Annotated in this window: 11 protein-coding genes; 6 read left to right on the top strand and 5 right to left on the bottom strand. The window is 40.5% G+C overall.

Going from position 1 to position 16,507, the window contains the following annotated elements; genetic code table 11:
* Positions 1-65 precede the first annotated feature (65 nt).
* From ldtD to M0M83_RS07020, 3 genes are all read left to right on the top strand, one after another.
* Positions 66-1,817 (top strand): L,D-transpeptidase, encoded by a 1,752-nt coding sequence (ldtD, locus tag M0M83_RS07010; protein ID WP_213914617.1) that lies wholly within the window; start codon positions 66-68, stop codon positions 1,815-1,817.
* 390 nt (positions 1,818-2,207) lie between these two features.
* On the top strand, positions 2,208-2,756 hold the full coding sequence (locus M0M83_RS07015) for a YcbK family protein (protein ID WP_102138492.1): 549 nt from the start codon (positions 2,208-2,210) through the stop codon (positions 2,754-2,756).
* A gap of 39 nt (positions 2,757-2,795) precedes the next feature.
* Positions 2,796-3,443 carry an MBL fold metallo-hydrolase gene (locus M0M83_RS07020; RefSeq protein WP_248468019.1) on the top strand — a complete coding sequence of 216 codons (648 nt, stop codon included), beginning with the start codon at positions 2,796-2,798 and terminating at the stop codon, positions 3,441-3,443.
* An 84-nt stretch (positions 3,444-3,527) separates the two neighbouring features.
* Here the strand turns inward: M0M83_RS07020 and M0M83_RS07025 are convergent, their stop codons facing one another.
* From M0M83_RS07025 to pncB, 4 genes are all read right to left on the bottom strand, one after another.
* The gene (locus tag M0M83_RS07025; protein WP_213914618.1) at positions 3,528-4,718 is read right to left on the bottom strand and encodes an amino acid aminotransferase; all 1,191 of its coding nucleotides are present in this window, start codon (positions 4,716-4,718) and stop codon (positions 3,528-3,530) included.
* 407 nt (positions 4,719-5,125) lie between these two features.
* The gene (locus M0M83_RS07030; RefSeq protein WP_248468424.1) at positions 5,126-6,235 is read right to left on the bottom strand and encodes a porin; all 1,110 of its coding nucleotides are present in this window, start codon (positions 6,233-6,235) and stop codon (positions 5,126-5,128) included.
* Between the two features lie 570 nt (positions 6,236-6,805).
* Positions 6,806-8,206 (bottom strand): asparagine--tRNA ligase, encoded by a 1,401-nt coding sequence (gene asnS, locus M0M83_RS07035; RefSeq protein WP_125892655.1) that lies wholly within the window; start codon positions 8,204-8,206, stop codon positions 6,806-6,808.
* Positions 8,207-8,696: 490 nt separating this feature from the next.
* A complete protein-coding gene (pncB, locus tag M0M83_RS07040; protein WP_248468020.1) occupies positions 8,697-9,911 on the bottom strand; it encodes a nicotinate phosphoribosyltransferase in 1,215 nt (404 codons plus the stop codon).
* A gap of 557 nt (positions 9,912-10,468) precedes the next feature.
* On the opposite strand from pncB, the gene pepN reads away from it, so the two are divergent.
* From pepN to M0M83_RS07055, 3 genes are all read left to right on the top strand, one after another.
* Positions 10,469-13,087, top strand: coding sequence for an aminopeptidase N (gene pepN, locus M0M83_RS07045; protein ID WP_248468021.1), 2,619 nt, complete (start codon positions 10,469-10,471; stop codon positions 13,085-13,087).
* Between the two features lie 329 nt (positions 13,088-13,416).
* Positions 13,417-14,427, top strand: coding sequence for a quinone-dependent dihydroorotate dehydrogenase (pyrD, locus tag M0M83_RS07050; RefSeq protein ID WP_213914479.1), 1,011 nt, complete (start codon positions 13,417-13,419; stop codon positions 14,425-14,427).
* 265 nt (positions 14,428-14,692) lie between these two features.
* Positions 14,693-15,238, top strand: a complete 546-nt coding sequence (locus M0M83_RS07055; RefSeq protein WP_102138502.1) for a cell division protein ZapC — start codon at positions 14,693-14,695, stop codon at positions 15,236-15,238.
* Between the two features lie 133 nt (positions 15,239-15,371).
* On the opposite strand, the gene M0M83_RS07060 is transcribed toward M0M83_RS07055, so the two are convergent.
* Positions 15,372-16,487: a YcbX family protein gene (locus M0M83_RS07060; protein ID WP_125892661.1), complete on the bottom strand. Its 1,116-nt coding sequence runs from the start codon at positions 16,485-16,487 to the stop codon at positions 15,372-15,374.
* Positions 16,488-16,507 lie beyond the last annotated feature (20 nt).

Genomic DNA, 16,507 nt, shown 5'->3' on the forward strand with positions numbered 1-16,507 from the left:
AAATAGAATAAAATTGTAATTATAATAAAAATATTATTATCCATGTTGTAAATTAAGGTGGATGTATGGCAAAGAGAAGAGTGAGAGCTCTGCAAGTCTCGGTAATATGCGGGTTGATGGCGTTACAGTTTCCCGCATTCTCAAATGAAGAAAATACGCAGCAAAGTGTTTCTGAAGTTCAAACGATAGCTTCGGTGACACCAGCAGAAAGTTTAGTCAAAATAACACAGTCGCTTCCTGCGGATGTGAAACCTATCTTTTCTACGCAATTAGCAAAATTATACGCTGATAGGCAAATGCAGCTATTGTGGCAAGATGAAGCGGCAATTAGCCAATTTCAGCAACAATTGGCAGAACTATCCCTTTCTGGCGTTCAGCCTCAATTTGGGGAGTGGTTAGCGATACTGGAAAATAATCAGTTAAACGAGCTAGGCCGTGACGTTGTTTTATCTGATGCCATGCTTGGTTATTTACAGTATTTATCGTCGATAGAAGCGAATGGGCAATATTGGTTATACACTAATCGACCTTATAAAATTATGGCTCCAACGGCCGCTCAAATGAAACCATGGATAGATGCCATCGAGTCTAATAACTTAGGTGATTGGGTTAAATCGCAAGCCCCGAGTCACCCAATGTATTTGCCAATGCGCAAAGAAATGTTGAAATTATTAGCGATCCCTGAAGATAACCTGGAAATTGTGGGAACGAAAACATTAAAGCCAGGGCAGTCTAGCGATGATGTAGTTATTTTGCGTCAAATCTTGCAACGTGAAGGGTTACTTGAAGGCGGAAATGTAACCGAAGACATCGCGCCTCCTGAGACCATGGCTCAAGTAGCAGAACTGGCAACTGAACAAGCCACTGAATCGACAGGAACACTTGATGCACCTGCGAGCTCTGTGTCGAAAGTCTATGATCAAGAGCTCGTCGATGCGGTAAAAAAATTCCAATTGCAATATGGCTTAGAAGCAGACGGTGTTGTTGGAAAAGGCACGCGTGTTTGGTTAAACATGCAGCCTAAGCAGAAAGCAGGTTTAATGGCACTCAATATTCAACGCTTACGTATTATACCTGCAAGTAGTGGGACAGGGATTTTAGTGAATATTCCTGGCTACTCTTTAGATTTCTATTTAAATGACGAAGTGATTTTAGACTCTAAAGTGATTGTTGGTCGTGCTGATCGCAAAACACCAATCATGAGCAGTGCGCTAAACAATGTAGTTATTAACCCACCTTGGAGTGTGCCGACCAGTATGGCACGTAAAGATATCGCTCCAAGAGGAAAACAAGACCCAAGTTATTTTAGTCGTAAAGGATATACGGTTTATTCAGGGTGGGGCTCAGATTCTTACGAAATTGATCCTTATGCGATAGATTGGGAAAATATCACCCCCGCAAATTTCCCATACCGTATTCGGCAGGCACCAGGCCCAACTAACTCATTAGGACGCTATAAGTTTAATATGCCGAGTTCAGATGCGATTTATTTACACGATACACCAAACCATAGTTTATTTAATCGTAATGCACGTGCAATAAGCTCTGGATGTGTACGAGTGAATAAAGCAAGTGAGCTAGCGAGTATTTTATTAGGTGACGCAGGTTGGGAAAAAAAACGCATTGATGGTGCGTTGAAAGAAGGGTCAACACGGTATGTCAATATACCCGATAGGATCCCCGTTTTTCTGTATTACCAAACCGCATGGGTAGATAAAGACCAGCAACCACAATATCGAGCCGATATTTATCAATATGATAATTCGATTAATAATGCAGATAAATATTTGCCAATGTTGAAAAAGATTTTACACTAATTGTAGGTTTTAATTTGAAGGGGGGAATTTTCTCCCCTTAATTATTTTAAGAGTTAATTGCTTGAGCGCAGTTTTTTACACATTTCCATTCTGTGACCTTACCTCTAGGATCCGTTTTTATCTTATTTATTCCGTTGTTTTATGGTTGCTCAATCATTACTATTTTGCTTACCTTTGATAAAGGCAGCATATTTTGTGTCTTAAATTGCATGTTTCGAGCAGTTCTAGTGATAAAACTCTCTTTTTGACGAAAAATGCAATAAAATTTCTGCGAAGTATGCATATCTTTACATAATTATACATTAAAGATAAGCGTGATTTGCTAGACTCAATAGGTTGCCAAAATTTTATCGATTAATACTGAAAATATTAGAATCTGAGCTATCACCTATGGATATAATTGATCAATCCCGCAGGAAGTGGTTAGGTATTGGGGCCGCAACAGTTGGCCTTAGTTTATTACCAAGCCATGTATTTGCTGCGATGACGACCCCTAGACCACGTATTTTGCGTTTTCAAAACATTAATACAGGCGAATCGCTAAAAACTGAGTTTTTTGACGGGCGCCGTTATAATAAGTCTGAATTAGCGCGTTTAAATCATTTTTTCCGTGATTACCGTTGCGACAAAGTAAAAACTATTGACCCAAAACTGTTTGACCAAATCTATTTATTACAAATGATGATGGGAACAAACAAACCTGTCCAACTGATCTCTGGTTATCGTTCTTTAGAGACTAACAATAAATTGCGCAGTAAAAGCTCTGGCGTGGCAAAGAAAAGTTACCATACCCGTGGGCAAGCGATGGATTTCCATATCGAAGGGTTACAACTGAGCAATATCCGCAAAGCTGCGCTAAAAATGAAAGCGGGTGGTGTTGGTTACTATCCTCGAAGCAATTTTATACATATTGATACAGGACCTGCAAGAACGTGGTAATCTGTGCATAGGTGACACAGATTACGGAGTAATTGCTCGATGAAATATACTATTATCCCAGTAACACCATTTATGCAAAATTGCCACGTTATTTGGGATGAAAATACGTTAGATGCGGTTGTTGTTGACCCCGGCGGAGAAGCAGAGAAATTAATTTCTGCTATTGAAAACTTTGGGCTGAAGTTAACTAAAATTCTGTTAACACATGGTCATTCTGACCATATCGGTGCATCAGCTATTCTTTCTAAGCATTTTTCAGTGCCTATCTATGGCCCGCAAAAAGAAGACGCTTTTTGGATTGAAAACCTCGCAGAACAAAATGCGATGTTTTATATTGGTGAATGCCCTGACTTTACGCCGGATTACTGGTTAGAAGAAGGGGACAAAGTGACTTGCGGCAATATGGCATTTGATGTACTGCATTGCCCTGGTCATACACCCGGCCACATTATTTTTGTGAATCACGCCGATAAATTAATTTCAATGGGTGATGTCCTTTTTAAAGGGGGAGTCGGCCGAAGTGATTTTCCACGCGGTAATCATCAAGACCTAATTTCCTCTATAAAAAACAAAGTATTACCTCTAGGTGATGATTTTCAGTTCATTCCAGGGCATGGCCCCATGTCAAACTTAGGTTTTGAGCGTAAAACAAACCCTTTCTTGCAAGATGAACAACCTGTTTGGTGATTGATTTTGAAGAGCTTAATAGTTTGATGTAAAAGGCACCTAGTTAGGTGCCTTTTGTATTAGATAGCATGTGCTAAGTAATGATTACAGCACTTTAACGATAGCATCACACAGCGGAACCATGTTCTCTAAAGTTAAGCCCGCCACGTTAATACGGCCAGAGCTAACGGCATAGATACCAAATTCGCTACGTAGACGCTCTACCTGCTCTTTTGTTAGGCCACTGAAGGAGAACATACCGTTTTGGTTGATAATGAAGCTGAAGTCCTGTTTAGCGCCTTTTTCTTCCAATGTTTTCACTAACAGTTGGCGCATGCGTTTAATACGCTCACGCATTGCGGTTAATTCTTGGATCCATTCCGCTTTTAACACGTCATCAGAAAGGATAGTTGTCACCACTGCCGCACCGTGTGCTGGTGGGTTTGAGTAGTTTGCACGAATAACCGCTTTCGCTTGGCTAAATGCACGCTCTGCGTTGTCACTGTCTTTAGCAATGATGGTACAAGCACCGACACGCTCATTGTATAAACCGAAGTTTTTAGAGAATGAGCTCGCAACAATCATTTCAGGGTTGTTTTTGGTGAAAATACGCAGGCCTTCGGCATCTTCATCTAAGCCTTTTGCGAAACCTTGGTAGGCAAAGTCAAAAACTGGTAATAAGCCTTTGTCTGCACATAATGCGGCTAGTTTTGTCCATTGCTCAGCCGTTGGGTCAATACCCGTAGGGTTATGGCAGCAGCCGTGTAGAACAATCACATCACCGGCCACAGCAGATGACAGGCTGTTAAGCATACCGTCGAAATCCATACCATGTTTTGCAGCGTCATAGTAGTTGTAAGTTAAAACTTCTAAACCAGCTGCTTCAAAGATATTTTTGTGGTTAGGCCAAGTTGGGTTGCTGATCCAAACACGCTTTGCGTTGGTTTGTTTAGCAATAAAATCTGCAGCGATACGCAGTGCGCCAGTACCACCCGGTGCTTGCGCTGTACGTGCACGTTTTGAGGTGACAATTTCATGTTGTGCACCGAATAACAGTTCTTGTGTTACACGGCCGAACTCTGGCATTCCGCTAATCGCAAGATAGTTTTTGGTGTTTTCGTTATCCAGCAGGAATTTTTCTGCTTTTTTAACGGTATCAAGCACAGGGGTTTTCCCTGATTCGTCTTTATAGACGCCAATACCTAAGTTGATTTTATTATCGCGGGGATCAGCACGGAAACTATCAGCAAGACCTAAGATTGGGTCAGCAGGGGCAGAAGTAATTTTTTCAAACATGTTGTCGATTCCAAAGCTCTGTAGTGGTACCCAAGACAATTTACAGTGTATGAAGGCGTAAGTGAGAATGCTTTTGGCTATCCTTGCTTGTAAACAGCCCATACAACTAAAATTGATGGATATAGCTGAAAACGGGTTTAGTCGAACGAGTCGAGTTCTCAGGGTAACGTGATAAAGGCTTTTTGCCAACCGTTTTACCAAAAATTGGCGAGATCTTGTGAGCTAGGTAGGAATTGCATGTAATCTAACCATAAATATCTATAAAGGTGGTGAATCAGTCTGTCTTACCGATAATTTGAGTGTTTCTAGGGGGGAAGTTTGAGGGAGAGGAAAAAATAAAAAAGCAGCGCCGAAGCGCTGCTTACAAAAACATGTTACTGTTTTCTAACTTATCAGTTAACTGATAATTAGAATTGGTAAACTAAACCTAAACCAACTACGTTATCAGTGCTGATACCGTATGCTTTGGTGAAATCATTTTTATCTAACAGGTTGATTTTATAATCAACAACTGCAGACATGTTTTTGTTGAAGTAGTAGTAAGAACCTACAGAAATATATTTAACCAGATCTTTGTTACCGTAAGTGCCTAAGTCTTTACCTTTAGATTGGTTATAACCTAAAGATGGTTTCAGACCGAAGTCGAACAGGTATTGTGCAACTAACTCAACGTTTTCAGTTTTGTTAGCAATACCTGAATCAAATTTAGTACCGCCAGCACCGTAACGAGTCATGTTTTGAGTTTGACCGTACATTGCTGCTAAGTAAACATTGTTAGCGTCGAATTTACCACCAACGTTCCAAGCTTCAGCTTTTTTACCACCAGCGTTAGGGTAGTTTTTCTGTGCAGGTGTACGTGAAGAGTTAGAATAACCACCACCCAGTGTTACGCCCCAGCCTAAGTCATAAGCGGTAGAGAAACCGAAGCCATCACCGTTGTCTTTACGAACGCTTGAGCTAGACAGGTTGTCGTCACCGTTTTTACCTTGGTATTGCAGAGCAAAGCTCAGGCCATCAACATAACCGAACGCGTTGTTGTTACGGTAAGTTAACAGGTTGCGGTTACGGCTAGTCATGAAGTTGTCTGCTTGATCCATAGTGTCCGCACCCCATAATGGGAATACGTCGGTCCATGCGTTCGTGTCATAAACCACACCGTAGTTACGGCCGTAGTCGATTGAACCGAAATCAGCAAAACGTAAACCCGCATATGCTAAACGGTTTTTGTTTTCGCCTTCGTTCTCAGCTTTGTTAGTTTTAGTTTCCCACTCGAAACGACCAAAACCAGTCAGTTGGTCAGTGATTTGAGTATCACCTTTCAGGCCTAAACGAACGCGTGAATCATCACCGTCTTGGCTTGGAGCATCTTTGCTGCTACCGTCAGCGAGGTAGTGACGAACGTCAACTTTACCGTAAACGTCTAATTTGTTGCCGTCTTTGTTGTATACTTCAGCTGCGTTTGCTGCACCAGCAGCTAACAGAGCTGGGATAACCATTGCAAGAATATTGCGTTTCATCATTATTATTACCCTCATTGGTGTTATTCGGACACCTGCCACTGCCAAAAATAATTCGCAAAAAATAATTGGAACTATTTGTGAGAGATTAGTGTCGTCTATGTCGGCGACCAGTGTTCCATTGCTAAATAAAATTATCCACCCTCAAAGTGCTACAAAATCAAAGATTCTGAAACAAATGGTAACAAGATGTTTCAAAATGTAAAAAATAGACCAATAAATAACCACTCATCGTACCAGTTTAAAAAATATTACAAAAATTAGGGAACTTTTTCAAAAGACAAATTGGTTTTTTTTTGAGCAGTTTAGCGAATGTAAAGTGGTTATTTATCACCAGTAAAAAGAGGATCGTGAGATTAAAAAGCAGATTATTCTTAGCGGTAGCAGATTGGTGCCATTTTGGGGTGAATTATAAGGTGATAACGTAAAAATTGTGATCGGGTTATCATGTGGCTGCAATTTTATGTAATGGACTGAAATAGTCCATAGTTAAAAATATATTAGAGTGAAAAATAACGGGTCAACATTAGTTGACCCGTTATTTAGGGGGTTAATACAGAAAAGCGGTTATTAGAACGCAGCATTTCTTGGGGTACGTGGGAATGGAATGACTTCACGCACGTTACCGACACCAGTGACATAAGCTACTAAACGCTCAAAACCAAGGCCGAAACCTGAGTGAGGAACGGTGCCATAACGACGCAGATCACGGTACCACCAGTAATCTTCTTTATTCATCCCCATTTCTTCAAGGCGTGCATCTAGCATATCAAGACGTTCTTCACGCTGTGAGCCACCGATGATCTCACCAATACCCGGTGCTAATACGTCCATCGCGGCAACCGTTTTGCCATCTTCATTGAGACGCATATAGAAAGCTTTGATGTCTTTCGGGTAGTTTTTCACAACAACAGGCGCTTTAAAGTGTTGTTCTGCTAAGTAGCGCTCATGTTCAGACGACATATCGACGCCCCAATAAACTGGGTTTTCGAATTTTTGACCACAAGTTTCAAGGATTTTAATGGCATCCGTGTAATCAACTTGTGCAAAGTCTGAGTTAACAAAGCTTTCTAAGCGGTTGATAACGTCTTTATCAACACGTTGTGCAAAGAACTCTAAGTCGTCGCGGCGTTCTTCAAGAGCAGCTTTGAAGGCGAACTTCAACATTTTTTCTGCCAGACCTGCGACATCGTCTAAAGAGGCAAAAGCCACTTCAGGTTCGACCATCCAGAACTCAGCTAAGTGACGGCTAGTATTTGAGTTTTCAGCACGGAAGGTTGGGCCGAAAGTATAGACTTTGCTAATTGCAGTTGCGTAAGCTTCACCATTCAGTTGGCCTGATACAGTTAAGAACGCTTCGCGACCAAAGAAGTCTTCGCTGAAGTCCACTTCACCTTTGTCATTACGTGGCAGGTTGTTGTAGTCCAGTGTGGAAACACGGAACATCTCACCTGCGCCTTCGGTATCGGAAGCGGTAATGATTGGCGTAGAAACCCAGAAGTAGCCTTGTTCATCAAAGAAACGGTGGATTGCTTGCGCTAAAGTGTGGCGCACACGTGCAACAGCACCAATTAAGTTAGTGCGCGGGCGCAAGTGCGCTGCTTCACGTAAAAACTCAACACTGTGGCGTTTTGCTGCCATTGGGTAGGTGTCAGGGTCTTCAACCCAGCCAACGACTTTTACAGCAGTGGCTTCAAGTTCAAATGATTGACCTTGGCCTGGGGATTCTTTTACGGTACCCGTAACTTCAACTGAACAACCCGTTGTGAGGTGCAGGACTTCGTCATTATAATTAGATATATTATTATTAATGATAGCCTGTAACGGATTAAAGCAAGAACCGTCATAAACGGCGAGGAAAGAAAAACCAGCATTTGAATCTCTCCTTGTACGTACCCAGCCTTGAACGGTGACTTCTGTGCCTACCGCCACTCGGCCTTGCAGTACGTCGACTACAGGCGCTACTATCATATAATTCACTCTCTTCATATTTAACGATATCTACTTCGACTATCTCAATCCGTCATACTTCGAGCCGTAGATGCGTTGGCTTCACAAACCGACCCTAGTCACATACTTATGTATGCTCCTAGGGCTCACTTTGTTTGCCGCCTTCCTACAACTCGAATTATTTAGGATGTAATTCAAATTGTTTTAAATCCATTCGACCGCTTATATCTATGAATATTATTCAAAAAATGTCATCGGCTTATGGCGATTAAAATAGTTAAAGTAGGGATATTAACGAAATCCCATTTTTCAGGGGCCAAAGCTCTATGTTACTTGCCATTTATTAGGAAACAAGTAAAAAATCGCGATAAAACATTTCTGTTGAAGCGAAGCGTGGGTATTGAGCTTAAAAGCTATAGTAATAGTAAGTGAATAAAAGAAAAAGAGGGTTTTGAAGCTCTGGGCAAGAAAAGTGCAAATTCTTACTCAGAGCTGGGGAAAAGCGACTTAGTTAACAGGCCTTTTCCATTTTAGGTAGGTCGAACGCTTTTCTGAGTTGATTGACGAACTCATCATCTTCACAAATGGTTTTTCCTGGGCTATCAGATAGCTTAGCGACAGGCTTACCATTGCACTCTACGAGTTTAATCACAATATTCAACGGGGTTACATTTGGAATATTGCAGGTTAGACGCGTGCCGATACCAAAAACAAGGTTAATCCGCTGATGAAAATAACGATATAATTCAAGTGCTTTTTGCAAGTCTAAACTGTCTGAGAACACTAGCGTTTTGCTCATCGGGTCAATCCCCAATTTTTGGTAATGAGCAATGGCTTTTTCACCCCATTCGATCGGGTCCCCTGAATCATGGCGCAATCCTTGGTAGCGGTTCGCAAAGTTAACATCAAAATCACGCAAAAAGGCATCCATGGTGATACAGTCAGTTAATGCGACACCCAAGTGATTAGGATATTCATCTAGCCAACTTTGTAATGCCTCGCGTTGGCTATTTGCTAATTCAGGGCTGATTTGCTGGTGGGCTTGGAACCATTCATGGGCTTGTGTGCCAACAGGGGATAAATCTAATTCGTGTGCAAGTTTGTAATTGCTTGTCCCAACAAGATAAGGAAATTCTTGTTTAAGCATTGAAACAATGGCGGATTGTACGTCGTAGGAGAAACGGCGGCGTGTACCAAAGTCCATGAGCTTAAAGTGAGACAAATCAAGCTGGTGTTCATCGGCTTGTTGATAGAAAACATTTAGCAGCTTTTTGAGTTGCTGAACAGCATCGTCAGGATGAATGTTTGGATGCCTATCTTTTTGGATGATTTCACTGACCAATGCAAGGAGTGGTACCTCCCACATGATCACTTCACGCCAAGGCCCACTAATGCGAATCGCTAACTGACCTTCATTTGTGGTACTAACAACGACTTGTTCTGGGTTAAAGCGGAATGACTTTAACCACATAAGATAGTCTTCTTGGAAGAAAGGTAAGCGGCGGAGAAAATTCAGCTCATCATCAGAAAGTGACAATTTAGCCATTAACTGAATTTGTTGCCTAATTTCATCGGCGTAAGCACCTAAGATCTCACTGCTACGACAGCGGAACTCAGCGACAACCGGTACCTGATAGTAACGGTGGAAAACGGCCTGCTGCATATGAAGCTTGTAAGCATCGGTATCAAGCAGTGATGTAATAATTGGTGTAGCGTCTAGATTCATGGAACGCAGACATCCTCGCGGAGCTTATCTTTACCACTAATGCTGTTAATTTTTACTCTTGTTTCTCTTGAAAGCTGTTTGATTTTCAAAAAGTCACAATGAGATAAAAGTTGCAATAGTTGTTAGCTAAATCGTTAAAGTTGCAAAAGTATACCCACTTTAGCAAAAGATAGAAGTGTTATTCTACCTCTTGCTTTCAAGGAGCACGGCAATCTAAATTCGCGTATTGCTTTTTTGTATGACTATTTTCTGTATTACTATGGAATCAAATAAATACGCTTTATTCGTATTGTGCCTCATAGAAACAGATGAAAGCATTAATCACCAAAAGATACTAACACGCCATAAAATATTTAATAGTGCAATAGCACCAACAAGCAAACGAATTTTTAACAAAGTTAAGCACGGTGTGTTATATAAAACTAACATGGCTATAAAAATAGATAACATTTTTTGATGAAAATGTTTCTCAAATCCATTCACATTATTGTGGCTTATAGTATTGTATAAGTAATAAAGCAGTACGATATTGAATATAACGAATTAAAAGGTTACTTATGACCCAGTTAAGACAAGCGAAATATCGTCAGGATTATCAAGCACCTGATTACACAATTACAGAGATTGACCTCGATTTTAATCTTGACCCAGTGAAAACGATTGTTACCGCAGTAAGTAAGGTAAAACGCCTTAATCCGCAATCTTCAACGCTTGAGCTCAATGGCGAAGATTTATCGTTAGTCAGCCTAGAAGTCGATGGCAAAGCGTGGCAAAACTATAAAGAATCCGAAGGTAAATTAATTATTGAATCATTGCCTGAATCTTTCACACTACGGATTGTGAATGAAATTAGCCCTGAGAAAAATACTGCGCTAGAAGGGTTATATGTTTCAGGTGATGCGTTATGCACACAATGTGAAGCAGAAGGTTTCCGCCATATTACCTATTACCAAGACCGACCAGATGTATTAGCTCGCTATACCACCACAATTACAGCGGATAAATCACGTTATCCTTATTTACTTTCAAATGGGAACCGTATCGCAGAAGGTGAGTTAGAAGACGGCCGCCATTGGGTTAAGTGGGAAGACCCATTCCTGAAACCAAGTTATTTATTTGCCTTAGTCGCAGGTGATTTTGACGTTTTAAAAGACACCTTTGCCACTCGCAGTGGTCGTGAAGTTGCGTTAGAGCTCTTTGTTGATAAAGGCAATTTAGACCGTGCTCCTTGGGCAATGCAGTCCCTTAAAAATGCCATGAAATGGGATGAAGAACGCTTTGGTTTAGAGTATGACCTTGATATCTATATGATTGTTGCTGTTGATTTCTTCAACATGGGAGCAATGGAAAATAAAGGGTTGAATGTCTTTAACTCGAAATATGTTTTAGCCAAAAGCGAAACCGCGACAGATAAAGACTATCTGAATATCGAATCCGTGATTGGCCACGAGTATTTCCATAATTGGACAGGAAACCGCATTACTTGTCGTGATTGGTTCCAATTGAGCCTTAAAGAAGGGCTAACCGTTTTCCGCGATCAAGAATTTAGTTCAGATTTAGGTTCTCGCTCTGTTAACCGTATCAACAATGTCAAAGTAATGCGTTCAGCCCAGTTTGCTGAGGATGCAAGCCCAATGGCGCACCCAATTCGCCCAGATAAAGTCATTGAAATGAACAACTTCTATACTTTGACTGTGTATGAAAAAGGGTCGGAAGTTATTCGCATGATCCACACTCTGTTGGGTGAGGAGATGTTCCAAGCAGGTATACAACTTTATGTTCATCGCCATGATGGCAGTGCAGCAACCTGTGACGATTTTGTGCAGGCGATGGAAGATGCGTCAAATGTTGATTTATCACTATTTCGTCGTTGGTATAGCCAGTCAGGGACACCCGTTTTAACTGTGCGTGATGAATATTCACCAGAAAAACAGCAATATACGCTACATGTTAGCCAAATGACGCCACCGACGGCAGATCAAGCAGAGAAGCAACCATTGCATATCCCATTGGATATTGAGCTCTATGATGAGCAAGGTGGAATTATCACGCTAAAACGTGAGGGTAGCGTCGTGAATTCGGTGCTAAACATTACGCAAGAAACTCAAACGTTTGTTTTTGATGAGGTGACAAGCCGCCCAGTTCCATCTTTATTACGTGAGTTTTCAGCCCCTGTAAAATTAGATTACAACTACACAGATGAGCAACTGGCTTTCTTGATGCAGCACGCAAGTAATGAATTCTCTCGTTGGGATGCGGCTCAACAACTCATTAATAATTATGTAAAAATTAATGTGGCTCATTATCAAAAAGGTGAAGCATTAGTTTTACCTGAGCCAGTGGTAGATGCTTTTCGGGGTGTATTATTAAGTGATTCGATTGATCCTGCATTAGTCGCATTGATCTTAACGTTACCTTCCGAAAACGAGCTAGCAGAATTATTTACGGTTATCGACCCTGTTGCGATCCACGAAGTTGTGAACTTTATTCATCATCATTTAGCGGTAGAAATGCATGATGAACTTCTCTCGGTTTATCGATCCATACATATTGATGGTTATCGTGTTGATCACCAAGATATTGCTAAACGCTCATTGCGTAACATTTGCCTGCAATACTTAGCCGCGGGTGATGATAGCGAGCTGGCGAACAAACTAGTGTTGGAACAATACGAATCAGCGGATAACATGACGGATTCATTGGCCGCATTGACCGCAGCAAACGAGTCACAGTTACCTTGTAAAGCCCAGTTAATGTCAGATTTTGATGAGCGCTGGCATCATGACGGGTTAGTCATGGATAAGTGGTTTACATTACAAGGGGCGAACCCTGCAAAAGAAGCGCTTGCTAATGTACGTGAATTATTGGATCACCGCTCATTTAGCATGGGTAACCCTAACCGTGTTCGCTCACTTGTTGGGGCTTTCACTGCGGGGAATCCTGTTAATTTCCATGCAGAAGATAGCAGTGGTTACCAATTTTTGTATGAAATTTTAGTTGATCTCAATACGCGCAACCCGCAAGTGGCTTCAAGACTGATTGAGCCGTTGATCCGTTTAAAACGTTACGACGAAAAGCGCCAAGCACAGATGCGTAAAGTGCTTGAGCAATTAAAAGCACTTGATAACCTGTCTGGTGATCTATTTGAAAAAATAACCAAAGCGTTAGAAAGCTAGTTTATATATAGCTAGCTAGTTGTTGGTTTTAATAAGCCGCTAAAAAATTTCATTTAGCGGCTTATTATTGTTTATGACAAAAGTGGAATATTAAATGAGAGATAACTCTCATAAAATGCTTGTTTTCCCTCGAAAACCCAGGCAAACGCATTTTTATTGATTTTTTCATAGTAAAAGGGTGGTGAGATAGGGTAATCTATAGCGCGTTTTATCCGACGAAAAAACCGCATGTATGAATGAAAGCTCGGCAAATTGTATTTGGCGGGGTTTTAGCGTGCGATATGATGTCTACTCTATTGAAACGTACTAGTAAAAATAGGTTATTGGATATGCTATATCACCTTGCCCGCAAGGCACTGTTCCAGCTCGACCCTGAAAAAGCACATGAATTGACTTTTCGCCAGCTTCAACGTTTGAATCATTCCCCTTTCCAATGTCTTATTCGCCAATCTGTTGCCACTAAACCCGTTCAATGCATGGGGCTTTCCTTCAAAAACCCACTAGGGCTCGCCGCGGGTTTAGATAAAGATGGTGAATGTATTGATGCATTTGGTGCCATGGGGTTTGGGTTTATCGAAATTGGTACGGTAACCCCTCGTCCTCAGTCAGGTAATGACAAACCGCGGTTATTTCGACTTGTAGAAGCTGAAGGTTTAATTAACCGGATGGGGTTTAATAATAAAGGTGTCGATAACCTTGTAGAGAATGTTAAAAAATCGAATTATGGCGGGATCATTGGTATCAATATTGGTAAAAATAAAGATACACCAGTCGAACAAGGTAAAGATGACTATTTAATTTGCATGGATAAGGTCTATGCACATGCTGGTTATATTGCTATTAATATTTCCTCACCAAATACGCCTGGGCTACGAACATTACAATATGGCGAAGCACTGGATGATTTATTAAGTAGCATAAAAGCAAAGCAACTGGAATTACAATTACAGCACCAAAAATATGTGCCTGTTGCTGTAAAAGTTGCGCCTGATTTATCTGAAGAGGAAATTATCCAAGTTTCAGATAGCCTAGTTAGACATAATATCGATGGCGTTATTGCGACGAATACCACGTTAGACCGCTCTTTGGTTCAAGGGATTAATCATTGTAATGAAACGGGGGGATTAAGTGGTCGTCCTGTGCAATTAAAAAGTACGCAAGTTATTAAACTTATTTCACGTGAGTTAAATGGAAAACTGCCAATAATTGGAGTCGGTGGAATTGATTCTCTTACGGCTGCACGTGAAAAAATGGAAGCGGGTGCCTCTTTAATTCAAATTTATTCTGGTTTTATTTACCATGGGCCAAAATTAATTAAAGATATTGTTAATCATATCTAGTAATAAATTGTAAATTTACGTATCAAGGGGGTTTATTTATGCCCCCTTTTAAACTATATTGCTAATAGTGGCTATTTTTATATCAAATTGATACCAATTTGCAGCTAGTTTGCTATTTAGATAACGACATTATCCGACTATTTATAAAGTAATTTATTTAGCAGTTAATTTAGCGCATAAAAATACACTTTAGAGTAAATTTAGAAAAGATCATGATATCGATCCTTTCTGTTATATTTACCGGTAAATCGCTAAAGGATCGTTTATGAATATTAAACCTGATGATCATTGGCGTTGGTATTTTGATCATGACCATAATAGGGTGATGTTAGATCTCGCCAACGGCATGATATTTCGTTCATGTTTTCCTGCTAAGATGCTAACGGTTTTTGCTCGTAATGAGATGCCATTTAGCATCGAAGATGCAGGTGAATATTATTTATTCGATGAACAGGCTAAAAGATTAAATATTACTCATGAAGAAAGAGCTGAATTAGTCTTAAATAGCTTAGTTGCTTTTCGTTTTTTAAAACCACAGATGCCAAAGAGTTGGTATTTTTCTTCATTTCACTATATTCGTGAGCCTAAGCAAGGGCAAATAATTCAAGTGTGTTTAGAAAATACGAACCGTTACTTCACATTTATTATTGCGGAAGCTGGTCCATCTGCGAGTTTATGTTTATTAGCTGAACCAATATTAGAATTACCCGATCGAACTTTACGGTTTTGCGATCCTATTAAGATCATGAACGATCGCATGCTTGAGTATTCATCTAAAGTGAAACGTCAACTATATGGTAATGCTATTTAGGTGATCACTTAAGATCGTGGAAAAAAGAATAACTAAATAAATAGGCTTTTTGCTAATTTAATGAATCCCAGTTTGCGTGTTTAACACCATCATAGAATTGAACCCTTGATGGTGTTAAAAATAAAACCAGTGCTTAGTTAAACGCTAATTTAACAGATGTTTTCGGGATACAACTACAGGCGAGTATATAACCGTTTTCTTTAATGGCGCTTTGTTTTAATGGGGTGACTTCTCCTGAAATCAGTTTAATTTTACAGCGGCCGCAGATACCAGCACGACATGAATAAGGGATAGTTAAACCATTGGATTCTAATTGCTCAAGGATCACATTTTGGTTATCACCTTCATATTCTGTTTCTTCAAAAACTAAACTGACATTATTGGCTTGGGTCTTCAAGCTATTAGCTGCTAGGTCACTTTCACGTTCTTGAACTAAATATTGTTTTGCTGGTTTAGTTTCTAGTACCGTCAGGGTATCACCAACACGAATAACCCCCGTATTTTTAATAATCACATTTTGTCCGAAATCGACATCACCAGTTTCATCTGAACGGAAGGTTTGCAGTGTCGCAAGTGGCTCACTGTGGGGATGTTTAATTCCTTTTTCTGGGCTAACGGTCGTTAAAATGCACCGGCTACATGGCCTATCTAATGTAAAAACGACATCACCAATTTGAATGGTTTTCCATGTGTCTTCTTCAAAAGGCTTGGCACCTGTAATGATTAAATTGCCACGAAACTGCTCTAATTTAATACTCGCAGGGCAACGGCGCTGTAGTTCTTGGACTGAAGCTTCGTTGATCAGTAAGAAAGGGTAGCCATCAGCAAAAGACATCGGCACATCTTGGTGTTCTTTGACACGGCGAGAAAGCTGTGGGCTCAGCCAGCGTAGTTGTACGGGCTCATCAAAAAAGGTACTTAACCAACTATTTATCGCTTCAGGTGCAATAAGTGCATGAAAATGATTACCCCAAACTTCAGTAGGGCTCTGCTTCTCGTTAAAGTCCTGATACAATACCGTTGCACTTTCGCCATTTGGTGCTCGCAAGTGAAGACCATTATTGAGCATTACCGGTGTAAAAAGTAACATTTGTGGATATTTTCTCGCCGTAATAAACTTACCTTCCAGCGTGGTTACCATAAAATTACGATCAAAAGTCAAACCGCTAATATCAGCGAAGGCGTGGGATAAACGAACTCCTCGCATAGATTTAACTGGGTGTGTGTAAAGGCGCGAAAGCGTTATCATTTTTTAATCCTTATAATTGT

This window comes from Providencia rettgeri (assembly GCF_023205015.1).
In the GTDB taxonomy this organism is placed as follows: Bacteria; Pseudomonadota; Gammaproteobacteria; order Enterobacterales; family Enterobacteriaceae; genus Providencia; species Providencia rettgeri_E.